21 protein-coding genes and 1 other annotated feature are annotated in these 22,529 nt (G+C 28.0%); of the genes, 7 read left to right on the top strand and 14 right to left on the bottom strand.

What is annotated here, in order from left to right; translation table 11 throughout:
* Positions 1–182 precede the first annotated feature (182 nt).
* Entirely contained in the window at positions 183–860 is a 678-nt protein-coding gene (locus H8S20_RS08570) for a DUF5680 domain-containing protein (RefSeq protein ID WP_186859859.1), read from the top strand.
* Between the two features lie 204 nt (positions 861–1,064).
* Here H8S20_RS08570 and H8S20_RS08575 read toward each other — a convergent pair whose 3' ends face one another.
* On the bottom strand, positions 1,065–1,331 hold the full coding sequence (locus tag H8S20_RS08575) for a hypothetical protein (protein WP_141395434.1): 267 nt from the start codon (positions 1,329–1,331) through the stop codon (positions 1,065–1,067).
* 345 nt (positions 1,332–1,676) lie between these two features.
* Here H8S20_RS08575 and H8S20_RS08580 point away from each other — a divergent pair, with 345 nt between their 5' ends.
* Both H8S20_RS08580 and H8S20_RS08585 read left to right on the top strand, forming a co-directional pair.
* On the top strand, positions 1,677–2,021 hold the full coding sequence (locus H8S20_RS08580; RefSeq protein WP_032117663.1) for a PadR family transcriptional regulator: 345 nt from the start codon (positions 1,677–1,679) through the stop codon (positions 2,019–2,021).
* Positions 2,009–3,319, top strand: coding sequence for an FtsW/RodA/SpoVE family cell cycle protein (locus H8S20_RS08585; protein ID WP_186859860.1), 1,311 nt, complete (start codon positions 2,009–2,011; stop codon positions 3,317–3,319). The genes H8S20_RS08580 and H8S20_RS08585 overlap by 13 nt, the downstream gene beginning before the upstream one ends.
* 71 nt (positions 3,320–3,390) lie before the next feature.
* Here the strand turns inward: H8S20_RS08585 and H8S20_RS08590 are convergent, their stop codons facing one another.
* The 3 genes from H8S20_RS08590 to H8S20_RS08600 all read right to left on the bottom strand — a co-directional run bounded on the left by H8S20_RS08590 (position 3,391) and on the right by H8S20_RS08600 (position 6,072).
* Positions 3,391–4,821, bottom strand: coding sequence for a DUF4179 domain-containing protein (locus H8S20_RS08590; protein WP_186859861.1), 1,431 nt, complete (start codon positions 4,819–4,821; stop codon positions 3,391–3,393).
* A 5-nt stretch (positions 4,822–4,826) separates the two neighbouring features.
* A complete protein-coding gene (locus tag H8S20_RS08595; RefSeq protein ID WP_186859862.1) occupies positions 4,827–5,354 on the bottom strand; it encodes an RNA polymerase sigma factor in 528 nt (175 codons plus the stop codon).
* Positions 5,355–5,514: 160 nt separating this feature from the next.
* Positions 5,515–6,072 (bottom strand): manganese efflux pump MntP, encoded by a 558-nt coding sequence (locus tag H8S20_RS08600; protein ID WP_032117659.1) that lies wholly within the window; start codon positions 6,070–6,072, stop codon positions 5,515–5,517.
* 223 nt (positions 6,073–6,295) lie between these two features.
* Here H8S20_RS08600 and H8S20_RS08605 point away from each other — a divergent pair, with 223 nt between their 5' ends.
* Positions 6,296–7,513, top strand: coding sequence for a 6-phosphofructokinase (locus tag H8S20_RS08605; protein WP_032117658.1), 1,218 nt, complete (start codon positions 6,296–6,298; stop codon positions 7,511–7,513).
* 54 nt (positions 7,514–7,567) lie between these two features.
* Here H8S20_RS08605 and H8S20_RS08610 read toward each other — a convergent pair whose 3' ends face one another.
* Positions 7,568–8,872, bottom strand: a complete 1,305-nt coding sequence (locus H8S20_RS08610) for an aminotransferase class V-fold PLP-dependent enzyme (RefSeq protein ID WP_032117657.1) — start codon at positions 8,870–8,872, stop codon at positions 7,568–7,570.
* A gap of 148 nt (positions 8,873–9,020) precedes the next feature.
* Here H8S20_RS08610 and H8S20_RS08615 point away from each other — a divergent pair, with 148 nt between their 5' ends.
* Positions 9,021–9,671: a hypothetical protein gene (locus tag H8S20_RS08615; protein WP_186859863.1), complete on the top strand. Its 651-nt coding sequence runs from the start codon at positions 9,021–9,023 to the stop codon at positions 9,669–9,671.
* 4 nt (positions 9,672–9,675) lie between these two features.
* Positions 9,676–10,290 carry a DUF4397 domain-containing protein gene (locus H8S20_RS08620; protein ID WP_032117656.1) on the top strand — a complete coding sequence of 205 codons (615 nt, stop codon included), beginning with the start codon at positions 9,676–9,678 and terminating at the stop codon, positions 10,288–10,290.
* Between the two features lie 155 nt (positions 10,291–10,445).
* Here H8S20_RS08620 and H8S20_RS08625 read toward each other — a convergent pair whose 3' ends face one another.
* A complete protein-coding gene (locus H8S20_RS08625; protein ID WP_032117655.1) occupies positions 10,446–10,898 on the bottom strand; it encodes a helix-turn-helix domain-containing protein in 453 nt (150 codons plus the stop codon).
* A 238-nt stretch (positions 10,899–11,136) separates the two neighbouring features.
* Between H8S20_RS08625 and abc-f the strand changes: the two genes are divergently transcribed.
* Positions 11,137–13,053: a ribosomal protection-like ABC-F family protein gene (abc-f, locus tag H8S20_RS08630; RefSeq protein WP_186859864.1), complete on the top strand. Its 1,917-nt coding sequence runs from the start codon at positions 11,137–11,139 to the stop codon at positions 13,051–13,053.
* A 34-nt stretch (positions 13,054–13,087) separates the two neighbouring features.
* On the opposite strand, the gene tyrS is transcribed toward abc-f, so the two are convergent.
* The 8 genes from tyrS to H8S20_RS08670 all read right to left on the bottom strand — a co-directional run bounded on the left by tyrS (position 13,088) and on the right by H8S20_RS08670 (position 22,268).
* Complete coding sequence (gene tyrS, locus H8S20_RS08635) at positions 13,088–14,281, bottom strand: tyrosine--tRNA ligase (RefSeq protein ID WP_186859865.1); 1,194 nt, start codon at positions 14,279–14,281, stop codon at positions 13,088–13,090.
* A 263-nt stretch (positions 14,282–14,544) separates the two neighbouring features.
* Positions 14,545–14,810 (bottom strand) — a binding site (T-box leader).
* Positions 14,811–14,925: 115 nt separating this feature from the next.
* Complete coding sequence (locus tag H8S20_RS08640; RefSeq protein ID WP_186859866.1) at positions 14,926–16,977, bottom strand: FtsX-like permease family protein; 2,052 nt, start codon at positions 16,975–16,977, stop codon at positions 14,926–14,928.
* Positions 16,967–17,734: an ABC transporter ATP-binding protein gene (locus H8S20_RS08645; protein WP_186859867.1), complete on the bottom strand. Its 768-nt coding sequence runs from the start codon at positions 17,732–17,734 to the stop codon at positions 16,967–16,969. Before H8S20_RS08645 ends, H8S20_RS08640 begins: the two co-directional genes overlap by 11 nt.
* A 153-nt stretch (positions 17,735–17,887) precedes the next feature.
* Complete coding sequence (locus H8S20_RS08650) at positions 17,888–18,910, bottom strand: sensor histidine kinase (protein WP_186859868.1); 1,023 nt, start codon at positions 18,908–18,910, stop codon at positions 17,888–17,890.
* Positions 18,907–19,575 carry a response regulator transcription factor gene (locus H8S20_RS08655; RefSeq protein ID WP_186859869.1) on the bottom strand — a complete coding sequence of 223 codons (669 nt, stop codon included), beginning with the start codon at positions 19,573–19,575 and terminating at the stop codon, positions 18,907–18,909. Before H8S20_RS08655 ends, H8S20_RS08650 begins: the two co-directional genes overlap by 4 nt.
* A gap of 267 nt (positions 19,576–19,842) precedes the next feature.
* On the bottom strand, positions 19,843–20,490 hold the full coding sequence (locus H8S20_RS08660) for a hypothetical protein (protein WP_186859870.1): 648 nt from the start codon (positions 20,488–20,490) through the stop codon (positions 19,843–19,845).
* A gap of 29 nt (positions 20,491–20,519) precedes the next feature.
* Positions 20,520–21,380 (bottom strand): SDR family oxidoreductase, encoded by an 861-nt coding sequence (locus H8S20_RS08665; protein ID WP_186859871.1) that lies wholly within the window; start codon positions 21,378–21,380, stop codon positions 20,520–20,522.
* A gap of 36 nt (positions 21,381–21,416) precedes the next feature.
* Positions 21,417–22,268, bottom strand: a complete 852-nt coding sequence (locus tag H8S20_RS08670) for an NAD(P)-dependent oxidoreductase (RefSeq protein ID WP_186859872.1) — start codon at positions 22,266–22,268, stop codon at positions 21,417–21,419.
* Between the last annotated feature and the right edge of the window lie 261 nt (positions 22,269–22,529).

Raw genomic sequence — 22,529 nt, forward strand, 5'->3', positions numbered from 1 at the left:
TATCTCCCCTTAAGCTTTTATTATTATGATTTTATTATAAATTAACAATATTAATTTTATATAAATTCAAATATTACAATTTAGTAATATTTCGTGACAACTTCTAGTTGTCAAAATCGAAACCTTTAATTGGTAGTATAAAGTTTTTTCATAATATATACTTTATCTATGAGGTGATGATTATGAATTTTAATGATAAACTACAAAAACTTAGAAAAGATAAAGGTCTTTCACAAGAGGCTCTGGCTGAATTAGTTAATGTCTCTAGACAAGCTGTTGCAAAATGGGAATTAGGATGTTCTTACCCTGATATAGATAATCTAATTACACTAAGTGAAATTTTTAAGGTATCTATTGATAAACTTTTAAAACCTTCAGATGAATGCTCATTAAATACTGACAATACATCTGAATTTGAATCTTCAGAACTACTTATAAAATTCTTATGTAGAGCTAAAAAATCTACTTATGCTGGAAAAGGCCCTAAATCCCCATCTTCTAGACCTAACTCACACGACTTACAATATAACGAAGATAATTTATTATATATAGATACATTTTTAGGCGGGGAAAGTTTTGCTGGTGAAGAAGGCCTGTGGATAGACTCAACTCCAGTTTGGTCTATGAATTATATGGGTAGAGTCTTAAGTGAAGAATTCTCAGGTTCATTCTTAAAAGAAGTTCTATCATTAGTGCCTGAAGATAATCCTTACAGAGGTCCAATTGTATATGAAAATGGTGACTATAAATATCACTGTATTGTTAATGGTTCTTTTGAATGGTTCAATGGCTATGAAGAGATTTTTTATAAAGACAAAAAAGTATTTGAATGTATGTTTCATGGTGGCTTAGTAAAATAAATATATTAATAACAAGTAATTTTTAAAATTAATTAGTAATAAAATTTTATTTATAATTTAATTATAGTCTATGCATATATTTTTATTTTTGAAAAGGAAGATTTACTATAAATGGTCTTTATACAACTTAGAATTAAAAATACCGTATATTCGTTTGAATAATACGGTATTTTAACAAATTTATTATTTCAAGAAATATAAAGTTTAAATATACATTAAGTATATAAGTATTAATGAAGTTAAGCTAAAAATAATAAAATCAATAATAGCTAATTTATATTCTTTCTTTATAAGCGATATTACAAGTACAACAATACTTAATGCTATATTAATACCAGCTAAAATAAAGTTAGTAAATAGTCCCCTAATAAATATAGATTCTAATATATACATTCCTGTAATGATAAATAGAATAATATGCATTATCTTAATCCCATTACTTTTGTTAAAAAAGATGTTATTAATCATCATATCTCCCCTCCTTATATAACTTTTAATACAGCAGTGCTTTAAGGTTATTCGGCTTAAATTGATAATTCTTTTTAGGAGTAATATCAATTATTGAAGCTTTATTATTAACTACTGTGAATTACTATTGTATTTTCCAGAATATAATTATATAACAAACAAACTATAATCACATTAATTTCTTATAACTTAAAATGTCGTATATCCACTTTAAAATAATACAGTATTTCTAATAGTTTAATTTTTATATCTAATTTCTTTCTAACATATTGCATATTATAAGTTAATAGTTATATAATTATACCTAGATATACTATGTATCGTATTACTATGTAAAGAGGTGAATTTATGAAAATTAACAAAGAACTTTTAAAAGGTAGTACAACAGTACTAATATTAAGTCTTCTTAATCGCAAAGATATGTATGGTTATGAAATGATTAAAGAAATGGAAGAAAGATCAAAAAATATATTTTCTTTTAAGGAAGGTACTCTTTATCCTATACTTCATAGTTTAGAAAATGAAAATTATATTGAAGCTTATTGGGATTCTAGTAACGGTAACAGAAAAAGAAAGTATTATAAGATAACAGACGCTGGTAAAAAAGTGCTTCTTGAAAAAGAAAAAGAGTGGAAGCTATTCAGCTCTACAGTGAATAATGTGTTATGGGAGGGTGAATTATGTCTGCAATAGGAAATAAAAAAATTGATAATTATATAGATGATGTGTGTAGTCGTGTTAAAAATAAAAAGGTTCATAAGTTAATAAAAGTAGAACTGTTGTGTCACTTTGATGATATTATAGAAGATTGCTTAGATAAAGGTATGTCCAAAGACGATGCCATAAAGCAAGCTATTTTACAGATGGGCTCTTCCGAAGTTATAGGAGATGATTTAAATAAAGCTCATAAAACAAACTCTGATTTGTTACTTTTAGTAATAACAGCTATATTAGTTTTCTTTGGAATGTTCACATTGGGTTTTGTTCAAAAAAATTCTCCTATGAACTCTTTGGAATACTATCCAAATCTTTTAGGTAAATCTTTTGTTTATTTAATAATAAGTATTGCTATATCGTTATTATTTGTAAAATTAGATTATAGAAAACTAAAAAAATACTCAAAGTTTATTTATGCTTTTTCAATATTATTAATGATATTAACTACTTTTATCTCCTCTCCTGTTAACGGGGTTATAGGTTATATTCAAATAGGGAATTTCTCATTTAATTTATTAACTATAAACACTTTACTTTTAGTAGTAGCTCTTTCTGGTATTTTTGATAATTATAATTGGAATAGCAAAAAGCATTGCTTTATTGGTATTTTATTATTAATAGCACCTTCCTTAATATTTATTATTACACCTTCATTATCTAATGCAAGTATATATTTATTAAGTGCTTTTACAATAATGATTATATCTGGTTTTAAAGTTAGATACTTAATACTAACTATTTCAAGTTTATTTGCAATTTTTTTAGCCTTTTTATTAAGTGAAGCATATAGAATAGAACGATTTTTTGCTTTTTCAAATCCTAGTAAGGATCCATCAGGAGCTGGATGGATATATAATCAATTGTCTTCATTAAATCTTTCTGCTGGAATTTTAGGTCAAGGTAATAATCTTACTTCAATTACTCTTCCTGAGGCACATACAGACTTTGTGTTTACATCAATTATTTATAGCTTTGGTTGGATAGCCGGAATAATCTTATTAGCTGTAATTCTAGGATTTATTATTAGGATTGGGTTTATTGGAGCTAATACTAAAGATAGTTATGGCAAACTATTAGTTAGTGGAATTTGTTCACTATTTGCAGTGCAATTTTTACTAAGTATCTTAGCAAATCTTTCACTATCACCTATACTTAGTGTTAATATGCCTTTTATAAGCTACGGTGGAAGCCAACTATTAATAAATATTTTATCTATTGCTATTATTAATAATGTTTATAAACAAAGAAATACACCTTTAATTTCAACATTTTAAAGCATAAAAAATAGCCATCATATACGTTAGTTATGGTGGCTATTTTGATACTTTTTTATATTTTGAAACTATTATTTAACATCTACTTTAATAGCTTTATCAAATAGATATATATCATTTCTTGAATTATCTAAATAAGTAATTGAATATTTTCCTTCAACTAGAGCCTTGTGAAACTCAATTACAAACTCACCTGTTTCAGCGTTGTATTTAGTAGTTGATTCTTCATTTCTATAATAATCATCTACTGGATAACTTATATTTAATTCATTTTCATCTTCTACTATCATTTTTAAATCTCTATAAATACCTATTGTAGGCTTATAATATACTAATGTCTTATCTTCTTTAACTTCAACTTTTGTAATAGTTCCATACTCTTCCCCATACTTAGTTTTAATAATAGTTTCTCCATCTAAGTTTAATGGAACCTTGATTTCTTGAGGCGCTTCCCATTTTATATCATTAGGACTCTCTTCATAATCACTAGGTGGATTAGAAATAACATGTATATTAGGAATTATTGTAATGCTTTCTGTATCTTCATATATTTCCTTATATCTTCTCATAAATATATTACCATATCTACTTTCTGTATTTTCATTTCTATAAGCTGAAGCTTTATTTTCAAGAGTTCTACCTTTATCGTCTATAATTAAATAATCTAAAAAATTATAACCATCATAATCAGTTCTTCCTAAGATAGCTGTATTTATTGGAGTTAAAATAACATCTTCTAAAATAAGCCCTTCTTGAATACTGCTTAAATCAGCATTTATCTCTATTTCACTTACTCCATTTTTAAGCTTCTCGTTACTTACAGGAATATCAAAGTTCCAATCCCCTTTTATACTTCCATTTTCGACTAAGCTTATTTCATTTATTTCTAAAGTAAGAATAAATTCATCTGGAACCTCAATAATATCTCCTTTATAATTTGTCGGCAGCATATTGCCCGAATTAATAAGATAATTGCTACTTCCTACATATACCTTTCCTTCTTCATCATATTTAGCAGAACCAATCCCGCCAATAAAAAGTTCCTCTCCATTAACCTTAAAACTTTCATTATGAAAGTATATACTATTAAGCTTTTTATTTATTATTTTATCCCCCTCTACTGTATAAAAAATTTCCAAATCTATACCATCGTAAATAACTTTATTAATCGTTATTCCAATACCGTTACTTTCCTTAGTTATATTTATATCTGATGCATATTTATCATAATTTTCATAAGTTTTTCTATTAAAGGTTTCATATATATTTCTTAATACTGGAATATTTTTTGCATATGGTGTTACAGAAAAACCAAATAATCCTGCACTTAAAAATATAGATACTATACCTGCTATCTTTTTGTAATTTCTCTTTTTCTTTGTAGCTTGTACTTTCAGTAATGCTTCATCAAAGGCTTTATTAATATTATCTGGAACAAAATTAACTTCTTCCTTTAGCCTCTCTTTTACTTCTTTATCAAATTCATTATCATTTCTATCCATAAAACTTATACCTCCTTCATCCTTTCTCTAAGCTTTTCTCTTGCTCTTGAAAGTCTCGATCTTACAGTTCCCTCTGGAATTTCTAAAGTTTTAGCAATTTCTACAGTACTCATATCTTCAAAATAATAAAGTACTGTAATATTTCTTAAATCCTCGTTTAATGATTTTACTGCATTTATTAAATCCATATTTTTATATTTATCATCATACTTTTCTTTTTCTATACTATCCTGTAAAGACACTACTCTCTTATTTTTTCTTAATATATCATTACATTCATTAATTAAAATCCTTATTATCCAAGTTCTAAAAAAATCATCATTTTTCAAAGTTGATATTTTTTCAAAAGCTTTTATAACTGTATTTTGTATAGCATCTTCAATGTCATATTCATTTTTTAATATGCCTTTAGCTACCCTATATATATTTAATCTATTTTCATTAATAAGCTCAATAAAAGCTTCTTTATCACCATTTTTAGCTTTTGCTACATTTGACTTTTTCTTATAATTGAAAAGTGATATTAACTCCATTTTTCCTCCTAAAATTATTACCTAGCTAAGTTTTATACTTATTAGATGGATAACAGTATTAATCCGCTCCCATTATAAATAATTTTTTATAAATAAAAAAAGATATAAACTTAGTTTTAATTTTCAAGTTTATACCTTTTAAATATTATCATTTATCAAATTAAAAGAATATCATTTTAATAGCAAAAATAATCAATATTATCCCACCTAAAAAATCTGCATATCTAGTTACGAAGTCAAGCCTTCTTATATACCTACATAAGAAAAATCCTGTTGTACAAATTAGCAATGTTATTAATCCAATCATAACTGCATTTAATACCATAAGGAGGCATATGCAAGCTCTATGTGATGCTGTAAACCCAATAACAAGTGCATCTATGCTAACAGATATTCCTAGAATTATTGGCATCCCTTTTTTAAGTAGTAATTCATCATCCTTCTCCTCAGACTCAACTCCTTCTTTAAACATCATAATTCCAACAATTCCAATAGCTATTCCTCCTATTATATTAGGTATTGCAACTACATATCTCTCAAATAAATATCCAAATACTCCACCTAAAAAGAAAAATAAAAACTGAAAAAAACCAAAGGAAATTATATATTTTATCTTACTATCTCTTCTAACTCTAGGGTTTAAACCTATACTTAATGTAACACCTAATGCATCCATAGCTAAAGCTATTCCAATAATAATTAAATGTCTTAAATCCATATCCACTCTCCTAATTAGCAACTTACTTCTATATAATTGTATTAATAATTTTCTTTACATATGAATTATATTATTTAATTATTAGAATTTATTAATTACCACTTTATTTTTCATACTTTTTATTGTATAGTATATATTGTATTTTAAATAATGACTAAATTGTGTATCACATTTAATATATTTTATAATTATTTTTAAATTTCACATAAAGGGGAGTAACATAATGGCAAATTGTATCATAGCTCAATCTGGTGGTCCTACATCTGTAATTAACTCTAGTGTTGTTGGATTAGTAGATGCTAATAAAGATTTAAAGATTTTTGATAAAGTTTATGCTGGTTTAAACGGAATAGAAGGTATACTTAATGGAAATATCATAGAGCTATCTAGCTTTAGTGATGAAGAGATTAACTCATTTAGATATACTCCTTCATCTGGGTTAGGTTCTTGCAGATATAAAATGAAAAAGTTAGAAGAATCAACAGAGGAATATGATAAACTATTAGAAATTTTAAAGGCTAATGATATAAAAGCTTTCTTTTATGTTGGTGGAAATGATTCAATGGACACTACTGCAAAACTTGGTAAGTACGCTAAAGAAACAGGTCTAGATATTAAATTTATAGGTATTCCAAAAACTATAGATAATGATTTAATGTATACAGATCATACTCCTGGTTTTGGATCAGCTGCAAAGTTTATTGCAACAACAGTTCTTGAAACATACTTAGATTCATCAGTATACATAAATAACGGAATATTTATTGTAGAAACTATGGGGCGTGATACTGGATGGCTTGCAGCATCATCTGCTTTAGCTAAGCTTAACGGTAAACAAGTTGCTGATTTTATATACTTACCTGAATCTGCTTTTGATGTAGATAAGTTTTTACATGATGTAAAACTAAAATTTGAAGAACAAAATCAAGTATACATAGTTGTATCTGAAGGAATTAGAACTGCTGATGGTACATTTGTTGCTGAAACATCTTCACAAGCTCACGATAAATTTGGACATGCTCAACTTGGTGGAGTTGGTATGTATTTAAAGAATTTAATAATTCAATCTGGAATTACAAAAAGAGTTAAAGCTTTAGAACTTGGAGTTCTTCAAAGATGCGCTATGCACTGTGCTTCAAGCTTAGATTTAGAAGAAGCTCATCAGGCTGGTTATGAAGCATTAAAGTATGCTAATATGGGGCATAGTGGATATATGGTTGCTATAAAAAGAGAATCAAATGTTCCTTACTCAAGCTCATATTTCTTAGTGGAAGCTGATAAAATAGCTAATAATGTTAAATACTTCCCTAAGGAATGGATTAACGAAGAAGGTAATGGTATAACTGAAGAAGCTATTGAATACCTGGCTCCGCTTGTATCATCACTTCCATCAATTTTAACTCAGTCACCTATGCCTAATTTTAAGGTGTTTAATAAATAAAAATAAATGCTTAATGATAGCTACACCCATGGCATCATTAAGCATTTTACCTTTTTATTTATTTTTAGGTAAATACCTTCTACATATATACTCTATAGTATCTAAGAAAATATCTACTTCTTTTTCGGTATTATATATTCCAAGACTTACTCTAACCATCCCTGGAATTCCATTCTTACCTATATATTCATCAAGGTCTTTATCATTAATTCCTAATAATCTCCTTGTATATGGATGTGCACAGAAACCTCCTTGCCTAACTGCAATACCTCTTATATTAGCAAGTCTTTCTCCAACCTCTTCATAGCTCATTCCATCTATATTAAATACCATTATTCCTAACCTATCATCTATATTTTTACAATCTCCGTATAAACGAATATTGTCTATACTTTTCATACCTTGTAATAATCTTGAAAATATATTTTTCTCATTTTCTTCTATTGTCCTAAATCCTATTGTTTCCATATCCTTTATAGCTTGCGCCATAGCTACTGCACCAAAAAAATTAGGTGTTCCCGGTTCATTTTTCTCTGGAGTATCTAAATAAACCTGACCATCATCCCTAACCATATATACTATTCCTCCTCCTAGAATATCAGGAGGATAATAATTAAAAGTTTTCTTCAGGCCAATTATTGCCCCACTACCAAAGGGAGCATACATCTTATGTGCTGAAAACACTAAATAATCTATATTTTCATCACTTTTCACTCCAAGCATGGATATCTTCTTATGAGCTACTAACTGAGCTCCATCAACAATTATATGGGCTCCATATTTATGAGCAAGTCTTGCTGCTCTTCTTATATCATTTAAATATCCAGTAACATTAGATGCACCACTTATAGTAACATACTTTACCTTCCCACAATATTTTATTAGCATTTCTTCAAGGTCATCTATTTTTACTCTTCCATTGTCGTCCACTTCTAAATATTTTAAGTTGCATTTTCCTCTCCAAGGCAAATCGTTTGAGTGATGTTCCATTCTAGTTGTAATAACAACATCGTCTCTATCTTTAATTAATATATTGGATAATCTATTTATCCCCATTGTAGTATTGTCTGTAAAAATAGCTGTATATAAATCTTGAGGTGCATTAAAATAATTCATTATATACTTTCGGCATTCCTCATAAGTATCACTACAAAATTGCGATTTTTGCCCATCACCTCTAGCTATTGATCCATACATTTCACTACATTCTATTACTCTTTTCAACACTCTTTTAAATGCCGGAGTGGTAGCTGCATTATCAAAATTTATAGGAACAATTTTGCCTCTTCCTTCAACTGTAACTTTTCTATCTATCCCTACAAATAAATCTCTTATCTTTTCCATACTAGCTTTATGCATAACAATCCCTCCCCCTACATTCTATTCTTATAAGTAATTTAGTGTTCTTTTTATCGTACTAAATTGCCTCCTTACATCATATTCTATAAAGTAACATATGTCCCAAAATAGACATATATTGGTAATAAATTATACTTGGAGGATATAAATGGATTCAAATAAAAACCCAAAAAACAAAAAAGATAATGATTTAACTTTTGCTCCTATGAATATTCAAGATGCTCTTAAGCCTGCGAATTTTCCTACTCCTAATATTACTGGAGGCCCTATGAGTAATGGGACAATGTATATGTGCTTTCCTGCTCCATCAATCAACATGATGAATCCAGCAATGAATACAGATAATATGACAAACATTGTACCATCAACTCCATACCCTTCAAATATTCCTGATATTGAAAAAACAGAGATGAATAATCCTAAAAATACTATTAATTCAAATACTACACAAAATGTTCCTAGTAATTTGCCAAGCAATTCTAGCCAACTTGAATATCCATCAGAGGTGAATTCAGAAGATTTGTATTCCTATAATAAACCTAGGCTAAATGATAATTACGATACTAACTTAATAAACCCTTTAGATATTTTAAGAAATTTCTCATTTGAAGATATTCAATTATCTGATGGTTGTCGAGGTGACAGCAAAGAGGATGATGTAGAGGAAATATTTAAAAAGATAGAAGAAAATAATTCTGTCGTATTAGCTACTATGAAAGCTTACAGAATTCCGTATCCTATAGCTAAGTTACTAATAAAAAATATAATTAAACTTACTCTTGAGTATAAAGGAAGGTGATATTATGACTTATCTAAGAGTAAATGCACCTAACGTTAACTCTGGTTTTAGAGTGCTTCACGCAGTGCCAAATGCTCCTAATGTAGATGTTTATGCTAATGGAAGTTTACTAGTATCAAATCTATCCTTTAGTTCAATATCTACCTATTTAAGTTTAACTCCTGGAACTTATGAACTTCAAATATATAGATCAGGATTCTATGATACTCCATTAGCTACACAGAATGTTCAACTAGCACCAAGTGCTAATTATACTATTTCTGTAGTTACATTAGGCGGATTATTTCTATTTAAATTAAGAGATGCTCCAATTGCAGTTTCCCCTAATTCTAGTTATTTAAGATTTATGAATCTTTCACAAACTGCCCCACTACTTAATCTAAATTTACCTAATGGAACTCAACTTTTTAATTCTGTTGAATACTTAGAAACAACAGGCTACTATACAACTTCTCCTGGAATATATAACTTTGTAGTTGAGTTCTCTGGTGGAACAGCTGTAAACAAAAATCTAAAAGACTTAACACTAGAAGGTGGAAAGCTTTATACAATCTATGTTATAGGCGTATTTGACGGCAAACCGCCTCTTGGATACTTGTTTGTTGAGGATGAGAGATAGAAATATTAATATTCTGTGGTTTTTAGATTTCAAAGGACAGTAGATAGCCATCTACTGTCCTTCAAATTTTTAATATTTATCTATTCTACAAATTTAAATTTAACAATTAGAACAATATTTCAATTATACATTTAAAATAATGAGAAAACTAAACTTTATTTTATTTTGCTTCGTTTTTTTGATATTTTAAATTTTTGATAAAGAATATCCTTTAAAACCAAAGCAGTATCCTCATCATTAAAATTGAACTCATTTTTACAATCATCATACAACTGAGATATTTTTTCACAATAACTGTTTATTCCTTGCATACCTTGATAAGATGCTAAAATTGGATACTTCTTGCTCCATGCACTAGTCCAGTCAATTTCATCCACTATCATTTCTATACTTGTAATATCACCACTAAGATTACTTTCATTTATAAGATAGTCATAACTTACATTATATAGTTGGCTTAACAACTTGACCTTAATTAACTCAGGAATTGTTTGGTCCATTTCCCATTTGCTCACTGTTTGCCTTGATACACCTAATTTATCAGCAACATCTTCTTGAGATAACCCTGCTTTTTTGCGTAAATCTAGTAATTTATCACCTAATGACATAATAATCACACACCTTTCAATTATTCTGAGCTTACTTGTATCTAAAGTATACTTGAAATATAAAGTGCTTTCTAGCAATTAAACTTGGAATTTTGTCAACTATAATTAACATTTTTAATATAAGTATTCCCCACTTGATATAAACTCCCCAATACCTTCCTGTAATTTTTTCTCCTATTTGAATAAACATAATGTTAATAGTATAATTATATGGAAACTTCGGGATATGGAGGAGAATATGATAGTTTTAAGTTGTAAAGATATATGTAAAAGTTATGGAATTAGAGATGTACTTAAAAAAGTTACATTTTCAATAAATGAAGGTGATAAGGTTGGTATTATCGGAGCTAACGGTGAAGGTAAATCGACTCTATTTAAGATAATATGTAAAGAATTATCTCAAGACTCTGGAGAAATTTTTATAGATAAAAATAAAACTCTTGGGTACTTATCTCAGAATCTTAATTTAGATACAGATAAAAATATCTACGAAGAAACACTTTCTGTATTTGATGAGCTTATTAACATAGAAAATAAATTATCTACATTAGAAATAAAAATGAATGAGCCTTATGATGAATCTAAAGCAGAATATCATGAAAAGTTAATTAAAGATTATACTACACTTCAAGATATTTATTCTCATAAAGGTGGATACGTATATAAAGGTGAAATATCTAGAGTATTAAAAGGTCTTGGGTTTACTGAAAATGATTTTTATAAAGATATAAATACTTTAAGTGGTGGACAAAAAACTAGAGTAGCTCTTTGTAAGCTATTATTAAGAAAACCAGATATATTACTTCTAGATGAACCTACTAACCACCTTGATTTAGAAGCTATAGCTTGGCTAGAAGAGTATATGAAAACTTATAAAGGTACAGTCTTAGTAATTTCCCATGATAGATTCTTCTTAGATTCAGTTACTAACAATACTTTTGAAGTAATAAATGGTGAGGTTGAATGTTATAACGTTCCTTATACTAAGTTTATTGAATTAAGAAAGAAAAACTATGAGGCTAAGTTAAAAGCTTACAACCTTCAGCAAGCAGAAATAAAAAGACAAGAAGCTATAATTGAAAAGTTCCGTTCGTTTAACAGAGAAAAAAGTATAAGAGCCGCTGAGAGTAGAGAAAAAGCTTTAGATAAAATGGAGAGAATAGATGCTCCTACTCATGAAAAAGAAGGTTCTAAAATTAAATTTGAAGCTTCAATAAAAAGTGGATACGATGTACTTCACATTGAAAAAATGAGTAAAGCTTATGGTGATAAAGTACTGTTTAAAAATCTTAATATGGATCTAAAACGCGGTGAAAAAATAGCTTTAATAGGTGAAAATGGTAGAGGTAAAACTACCCTATTCAAAATAATAATGGATGTTGTTGAAGCTGATACTGGAGTTAAAGTTCTTGGAACTAACGTTAATGTTGGTTACTATGACCAAGAACAATCTGACTTAGATTTAAATAAAACAATTTTAGATGAAGTATGGGATGCTTTTCCTAATATGACTACAACAAAGCTTAGAAATGCTCTAGCATCTTTCCTATTTACAGGTGATGATGTATTTAAAGTTATAAATACTCTAAGTGGCGGTGAAAAGTGTAGAATTAATTTATTAAAGCTTATGCTTTCTAAATCTAACCTATTACTAATGGATGAACCTACTAACCACCTTGATATTATTTCTAGAGAAGCTTTAGAAGACGCTATATTGGAATATGATGGAACATTAATGATAATTTCCCATGATAGATATTTCTTGAATAAAGTAATTGGAAGAATTTTAGAGCTTAATGAAGATGGTGTAACTGAGTATCTTGGTAACTATAATTACTATCAAGAAAAGAAGCTTAACCCAAGTAGATTTGAAGATTACGAAGAGATAGCTAATGGAAAAACTAAAACTCAAATTAAAGAAGATAAGAAAAAGAAAAGAGAAGCTGAAAAAGAAGCTAAGTCTATGCAGCTTAAATTAAAAAATATCGAAAAAACAATAGCTGAAAAAGAAGACCAATTAGTTAAGCTTCAAGAAGATCTTTGCTTAGAAGAAATTTACTCTAATCCAACAGAAAGCCAAAGAGTAAATAATGAGATTAAAGATTTAGAAGAAGAAATAGCTAACCTTTATGAAGAATGGGAAAATATGGTCTAGCGCATAAAAAATGGTGGCATAAAGCCACCATTTTTTAATTTATAATTATTTTAATAAACTTCTTCTTTCCAATTTGAATTATAAGTTCAGGTACTAGTAAAACCTCATCAATATTATTTATTCTTTCCCCATTTACTTTGACTCCACCTTGGTCGATTAACCTTCTAAATTCTTTTTTGCTTGGAACTAACTTATTCTCTAAAACTATATCGGCTAAATTAAAATCACCTGAGTTAACTTCTACAGTTTTTATATCTTCAGGAATTTCTCCTTTTTGAAAGACCTTTCTAAACCTTTCTTCTGCAGCTGTCGCTTCTTCTCTTCCATGGTATAACTCTACTATTTCTTTAGCTAAAGAAATTTTCACATCTCTAGGATTTACTTTATCTTCTTCAAGATCCTTCTTTATCTTTTCAACTACATCTGGATGAATATCTGCAACTAATTCAAAGTATTTAATTATTAAGTTATCTGGTATAGTCATAGCTTTTTCAAACATAATTGCTGCATCCTCATCTATGCCAATGTAGTTTCCTAAGCTTTTGCTCATCTTATTTTCACCATCAAGACCTTCTAATAATGGCATAATTATTATTGATTGTGGCTCTTGCCCAAATTCTTTTTGAAGCATTCTTCCCATTAAAACATTAAATCTTTGGTCAGTTCCTCCCATTTCAATATCAGCTTTAATCTCTACTGAATCAAATCCTTGCATTAATGGATAGAAAAACTCATGAAGAGATATGGACATATTACTTTCGTATCTCTTTTTAAAATCCTCTCTTTCTAGCATTCTTGCAACTGTAGATTTTGCAGCTAGTTTTATTACTTCTTCAAAAGTCATCTTAGATAGCCATTCACTATTAAACTTAACTTCTGTTTTATCTCTATCAAGTATCTTAAATATTTGCGTCTCATAAGTTTTTGCATTTTCAAGTACTTGTTCTGTTGTTAACGGCTTTCTAGCCTTTGATTTCCCTGTTGGATCTCCTATCTTCCCTGTAAAATCTCCAATTATTATAACTACCTTGTGTCCTAAATCCTGTATTTGCTTTAGTTTTCTTAAAACTACAGTATGACCTAAATGAATATCTGGAGCACTTGGATCTAATCCTAATTTAACTACTAACTCTTTTTTACTTTTTAATTTCTCCTTTAATTCTTCAAGTCCTATTATTTCATCTACACCTTTGCTTATTATCTTTATTTGTTCATCTATATTAATCATCTTTATTCCTCCAAAATTTTCTTTGTTTTCTTATATAATTTTATAAGGAAACACACTACTCATATACATTCGTAGGTGTACACTTCCAGTGTAACTTCAATCTACCAAATCATAAATTTGGATTTTCAGTTAAGTTCGGTTACCTAAATTACATGTGCGCCCTGTGGGTGAAATTTAGAACCTCACTTATAGTAACTCATAACTTTCTCTATACTTAAAAATCCGCGCGTATATTTTTAAATATAAAAAAGCCCCCGTCCTACTAAAAGGACGAGAGCATAAAACTCACGTGTTACCACCTAATTTCATTGTTAACTCACACTAACAACCTCTTCAGGTACGCCAAATAAGATACTTTGGTTATACCCTAGCACTATAACGGGTGCGAATCCGACATCTGCCTACTGGTTGTAATCTTTCGGAGTGCTGCTCAGAGACGTATTCAAATTAACTCGTTATGTCCTTCTCACCAACCAGGACCTCTCTTTATAACTCTATTAATTCTACTCTTTCTCTTCAAAGCTTTAACAATTCAATTCTTATTTATTATTATATGCTTGTTTTTTTCTTTGTCAACATAAACCTAGTTTAAAAGTTGAACTTTTACGCTTAGTAGTTTAGTAAACTTTCAATTCCTATTTGTTTTAATTATTAACATTTCTTTTAAATGTATAGTATGTTCCTAAAAAATAACTTAAATAAACAATAAGCATTAAAACAATACCAAAGCTTATACTTAAAATAAATATTTTTTCTCCTACAAACACTGTAATTATATCTTTATAAAAAATATAAAAATTATATATAAATATTGCAACTCCAATCATTGCTATAGCAATAGGAACTATAAAATATATTGAAATTTGCTTTAATATTATCTTACTTATCTCCTTATCCTCAACACCTAATTTTCTAAGTATATTAAATCTATCTTTATGTTCAATAGACTCAGCTAGTTGACTTAATGATAAAACAGTTAAACTTATCATAAGTAGTACCACACCTAAATATATGCCGAGGATTCTCATAGCTAAAGTTGTAACTAAAATATTATTAGTCTCTAACGATTTAACACTTGTATCAATTACCCTATATGTTATATCCCATTCATTACTATACTTTTCTACGAATTTAGAATTATTTTTTCTAAACCACTCATTTACGTAGTTGTTTTGGAATTCATTAGCCTCTTCATAACTCATTTCACTATTAATATTAGCTACAAAATTAGTTTCTAAAAATTCAAGATTATCACATATTTCATCTGGTAAAATCATAATACTATCTGAAAATGGACTATAAAAACCTTCTCCAATAGATTCTTTATAATTTGATTTTTCACTTATTTTTAAAACTTCACCATCAATATTAAAAGTAGAGTGATTTTTAATATAATTGTTTATTTCTTCATCAGTTACGGCACTATACCATTGAGTGGTAAACTCATTATCCTTTAACTCTATTTCTTCATATCCTAACATACTTCTTAGTTGATTAAAGTCACTTAATCTAATTGCTAAAGTTGATTCACTATTTTCATCTGCTTTTACAATATATTTTTCTACCTGGCAATAACTATCTGCATCATATCCCTTATCCTTTAAGTAATCTATTATCTCTATATAATCTAATTGGGGTAGTTCTTGTACATCATTTATATTAGCTTGTTCTAAAAGACTTGTAGTATAATTATTCCTTATATCTATATCATAAGGAACCCTCATATCTAAATATCCAAGTGCCCATTGAGCCATTACAAGAGTTATTATAAAACTAATCATAGCCCCTAAAAAAGTCATTGATATTGTAGCCATTAATATTGGTGCTGTCTTTATTTTAGATACTATTGATCCTATTAAAAATAAATTTGTTCCTTCATATTTAAAGTTAGTCCACTTATTTTTTATATAAATCATTATATAAGCAATTGAATAGAATAACGCATAAGTTCCAAGTATGAAAGTAATTAGAGAAATACCTATATACATAAGCATTCTTACACTATAGTCAATTTTTGAATTCATTAATTTAATAGTACAGCTGCCACAAATAACGTATAAAATAATAGCTAGTATAAATATTACACTATACACTTTGCCACTTCTCTTAAATTTGAATTCTACTTGCTTATGTGCATTTAACATATCTATTAGCTTTATTTTTCTTAAAACTATAACGTTATGCACTCCTATTATACAAAATATAGCTATAAAAAATATAAAAGTAATTAAAACTGTATCCATATACAATCTTAAATTAAAAACTACTTCTTGTTTAGCACTTATTAAGATTATTGCTGTAATTACTTGTGAAAATAAAGTCCCTACAAATATCCCAGATATTATTGCTAAAATTCCAATTACAATAGTTTCAATAAAAAACATCAAAGCTACACTTTTTTGTTCTGCTCCAAGTAATACATAGGTTGCAAATTCTCTTTTTCGTCTTCTTATCATATATTTGTTTACATAAGCTACAAGTAAAATAAGAATAGCTGTAATTATATAAGTTGAATATTTTAATATTAAATTTAAGGCTTTAAAATTATAAGATTCCTCAGTGATTAATTCATAACTTGAACTAGAAAGCGATGTGATTGCATAAAACAAACTTACACATATTGTTATCGTTATAAAATAAATTAAGTAATCCTTAATAGATTTTTTCGCATTACTTTTAGCTAATTTAGCGTACATCTCTAACATCACCACCTAATAATGCTACTACATCTAATATTTTATTAAAGAACTGTCTACGTGTGTTTTCACCTTTTAATAATTCTGTAAATATTTTTCCATCTTTAATAAATAATATTCTGTCACAATAACTAGCAGTAAAGGAATCGTGAGTTACCATTAATATGGTTGCATCTAAATTCTTATTTAAACTTGATATCATCTCTATTAGCATTTGAGCTGATTTTGAATCTAGTGCTCCTGTAGGTTCATCAGCTAATATAAGCTTAGGATTTGTTACTAATGCTCTTGCACAAGCAGTTCTTTGCTTTTGTCCACCAGATATTTCATAAGGATATTTTGAAAGTAAATCCTCTATTCCAAGCTCCTTTGCAACCTCCAACACAATCTTGTCTATATCACTTTTTTTAGTTTTATTTATTGTTAGTGCTAAAGCTATATTTTCATGAATTGTCAATGTATCTAATAAATTAAAATCTTGAAATATAAATCCTAAATTTTCTCTTCTAAACCTTGCTATATTTTTTTGATTTAGCTCTGTTATATCTTTTCCATCTAAATAAATATTTCCTGAACTGACATCATCTATTGTAGCTATTAAATTTAGTAATGTTGTCTTACCTGATCCTGATGGTCCCATTACCCCTACAAATTCACCTTTTTTTACTGAAAAGCTTATGTCATCAATTGCTTTAACTATATTCCCTTTATTTCCATAATATTTTTCAATATTATTTATTTTTAATACTTCGTTCATTATTATCACCTCAAGGATATTTTAACTTATATAGCTCATTGTTGATTCGATTTAATATTACTTTTAGGTGACAATGTTGTAACATTACTAAATTAGAACCTGATTGACACTCTAAATCTCTGAATTAGCTAGTGGAAGTTACCTCTACTAACTTTAATGAGTAGTTAGTTTCATTATAAAGCTTCCTATAGGAAAAGTAATACTAACCTTTGTATAACTACTTATTTCTGATTCTATATCTATTATTAATCCTAACTTATCACATAATTTTTTACATAAATATAATCCTATCCCTGTAGATTTATTATTTATTCGTCCTACATTTCCTGTAAATCCTTTTTCAAATACTCTATCTAATTCATCTGAAGGTATTCCAATTCCATTATCCTCAATAATTAATTTGATTCCATTCTTCACATCACTTACATATATTTTCACTATTGCACCTTCATTGCTTCTATATTTTATAGCATTTACTATTATCTGATTTAAAATAAATTCAAGCCATTTACTATCGCAATATACCATACTATCTATATTATAAATTTCTATATCTATATTATTTAAAATAAAGCCTTGCTTATTTCTAGTAATTACAGTATTAACACAATTTTGCAAGCTTATTTCCTTAATTAGATAATCCTTATCTACCTCTTCACTTCTTGCATAAAATAGTGCTTGCTCAATATACCTATCAATTTCTTCTAATTGCATAAGTATTGCTGAACTTTTTGTTGTCCTATTATTTTCTTCTATTAATTTTATGAGAGATATAGGAGTCTTTACTTCATGAACCCATTGTTCTATATACTCTTTATAATTTTTAAGTCTTAACTTTTCTTTATTTATTTCTTCCCTCATTGATTTGCTTGATTTTTTTAAAAGATAATAATATGGCTCCGCTTCAATAAAAGGTGGTAGCTCTAAAACTTCACTTATTAAATATTTTTTATCTATCTTTGATACAGATTTCTTTATTAATTCAAAATAAACTTTTCTTTTTCTATAAGCACTAAAAAAATATATAGATAAAATAACAATCCACCATAAACCTATTATCATTATTGCTTTTAATTCATTGCCTATACTTAAAAGGAATACAGACAAGACTATAAGAGCTATACTATTTAATGCTATTGTTCCTATCTTACTTCTTAAGTAATCTTTTAAACTCATATTATATATCCTTGCCCTCTTTTAGTTTTAATAAAATCCTCTAATCCTATTTCTTCAACTTTATTTCTTATCCTTGTAATATTTACTGTAAGTGTATTATCATTTACAAACATAGAACTGTCCCATAAATACTCCATTATTTCGGCTCTAGATACAATTTTTCCTTTATTAATTAATAAATAATACAATATTTTTAGTTCATTTTTAGTAAGCTCTTTACTATTTCCATTATGCTCAATCGTACTAGTTAAAATATTTAATTTTAACCCATTATGCTCGATTATATCTAAATTTGACTCATTAGGATATGCTCTTTTAATAAGTGCATTTATTCTAGCCAAAAGTATCTGAGTATTATATGGCTTTGTAATAAAATCATCTCCACCTAAAGTAATTGCCATAAGCTCATCTATATTTGTATTTCTGCTTGTTATAAAAATTATAGGCACTTTTGAAAAACTACGTATTTCTGTACATATCTTAAACCCATCATCATTTGGTAAATTTATATCTAATAAAATTAACTCTGGACTATTGTCTTTTACTATTTGTGGTATCTTATCAAAAGCTTTTGGCTTTAAAACTGAATAGCCATTTATAGTTAATAAATTTCCAATTTCATTTTGAAGTTGTTCATTATCATCTATTATCATTACTGTAAACATGCTTTATCTCCATTTATAATTTTTTCTCTTATGAACTATTTTATCTTACTTATTAAATAACTTCAAAAAAGTTTTTCATACTACTTATAACAAAATTCTCACCGATAAATTCACAATAAAATAACAAAACAAAAGTCGGCAGATTGCCGACTTTTTAGTTTTCATAATTTTAATATGGCTCAAATCTATCAGTAAAAAATACATCTCTGATAGTTAATTTTGCAACGCCTTCTTTTCTAATATTCTACCAGTTTCTATATATTCTTTCTAAGGCATCATACCTTCTAAATTAAACTTATTACTAAAATCTTTTCCATTGATAGTTAAGATGATCTCTATTTCACCAGTAGCTTCTGTTATAGGAACTTCAGCTACGTAATGAATTTTTCTAGTTTCTAGTGGTTTTATTGAAGCATAGTTTTCTAAATCAGAACCATCAGCACTTTCTACCACTGAAAAACACGTATACTCATTACTGTTAATTTTTATCTTTGCAGTTATTATGTCGTCTGACATTTTAGCTTCATTCATTAAATTTTTTACACCTAGAATTACATCTATATAAATATTACCTTCAGTTTTTACATTATAGTCGGAATAGGTTCCAGTTATAATTGAAGGCTCAATTCTTGGCGTAACCTCAAGTCCATCTAAATAATATTCACAAATGTCCTGCACTTTATTAGTACCACCTGCAACAACGAACACCCCATTTTTAGTTTCATCTTCTTGAGTATCTTGTTGTGTATTTTTTTGTACGTCATCATCCTCTTGTTTGCTTTCTACTGCATTTTCGATAGATGGAGATGTAGTTTTTTCACCTTCTTCTCCTGATGAATTGTTTTCCTTTCCACATGAGACAAGTGATAGAGCTAATAACAATACTCCTAATTTTAAAAATAGCCTTTTATTCATTTCAAAATAACCTGTTACCTTCCTTGCAATTATCTATTGAATTCTTTTATACATCTTGATATAGCTTCTCCAGTATTATCAAAATAAATTCCATTATCTCTTAGCTTTTTGTTATTAATTCTAAGATCTCTTTTCTTATCCTTAAATCTTTCTGTGTCTTTAATAATTATATCTTCAATTCTGTTCTGTAACCCTAAATTTTCAAGGACACTACATCCAATATCATAGGTACAAATATCATTTTCAGAACCAAAATTATAATCTCCAAAAGGTATATTCATTAGCTTTTCTATATTTTCTATAACTTCATAAACATAGCTAATACCTCTATATTCATTAGTTGCTAATGATATTTTTCCTCCCTTTAATGCTGCATTTAAAATATTGGTAATTATGTTTGTATTAACTCTTTTATTTCTCTCAGCATATGAAAACATCCAAGTTAATCTTAAATTATAATATTTTTCAAGTATGTTTTTAATTTCTTTTTCAGCTTCTAATTTTGTATCCCCATATATATTATTAGGTCTTAAAATAATATCTTCTTTATAAGGCCCTTCCTCTTCATTTCCTGCATAAAGCTGGTCACTGCTTGCAAAAATTAATGTTGAGTTATTTAACTCACATCCTTTTGCTATATTTATAGTTCCATCAACATTTATATTTTTAGCTAATTCAATCTCTCTTTGACACCTACCAGTATCTGATATGGATGCAGAATGAAAAACAATATCAATGTTATTATTTTTAAAGAAATCATAAACCTGATTTTCATTAGTTATATCTAACTCTTTATGGCTTAAAGCTAAGATATCATATTTATCTTTATAATACTCATTAAATCTCGATGCTAAAAATCCATTACTCCCTGTAACTAATACCTTTTTCATATCCTCTTCCCCTTAACCTTCAACTTTTCTTTTATCTTATTTGTAATATTCAATAATAGCTTGAGTTCCTTCATCCTCTAATCCATTCTCTGCAAGATTTTCATATAGGTCTAATACTTTATTTAAAACTGGAAGCTCTTCACTTTTACTTTCCATAGTATCTCTTGCTATCTTTAGGTCTTTAATAAAATGCTTAATAAAAAATCCTGGTTCATAATCAGAATTTAACATTTTAGGTGCATTATTATCCATTTGCCAGCTTCCTGCAGCACCTTTAGAAATAGCATTTAATACAGTATTGCCATCTAATCCAACACTTTTTGCATAATGCATAGCTTCAGCAGCAGCTGCTATTGTCCCTGCTATAGCAATTTGATTACAGGCCTTGCAGTTTTGCCCACTTCCTGCTTTCCCTAAGTAAATTATATTTTTACCCATAGCTTCAAATACGGGAGTTAAATAATCAAAATCCTCTTTTTCTCCACCAACCATTATTGATAAAGTTCCATTTTTAGCTCCTATATCTCCACCTGAAACTGGTGCATCTAACACATGAAACTTAGTACCTATTTCAGATAATTTTTTAGCTAAGGCTGGTGAAGATGTTGTCATATCAACTATATATGACCCTTCTTTGGCATTAGCAAATATACCATAATCACTTAAATATACTTCCTCAACATCCTTAGGGTATCCAACTATAGTAAATATAGCATCTGCATCATTTACACATTCTTTAATTGTACTACAAACCTTGATTCCATCGCCTTCTAAACCTTCACACTTTGATAAAGTTCTATTGTATACACTAACTGAATGTCCTGCCTTCTTTAAATTTAGAGCCATAGATCTACCCATTACCCCTACACCTATCCATGCAATTTTCATAACAAATCCTCCTGTATTAAAACTATTTTTTATTTATCTACCTACTATGCTTAGTTAAATATTTTATCTCTAGAAATATTTATATTAAACTATTATATATTTCTAATTTTAACACTAATTATAATATCTTAATATGATAAATTTTATAGTCTTTTATTTAACAAGAGTTTATACTTCTCCTGCATACTTAAATTATTATCATTAAAAATACTATTATTGATAAAGATAACTTAAATGAACACTTACTATATATCAAATCAA

This window comes from Clostridium hominis (assembly GCF_014287825.1).
Lineage (GTDB): Bacteria > Bacillota > Clostridia > Clostridiales > Clostridiaceae > Clostridium > Clostridium hominis.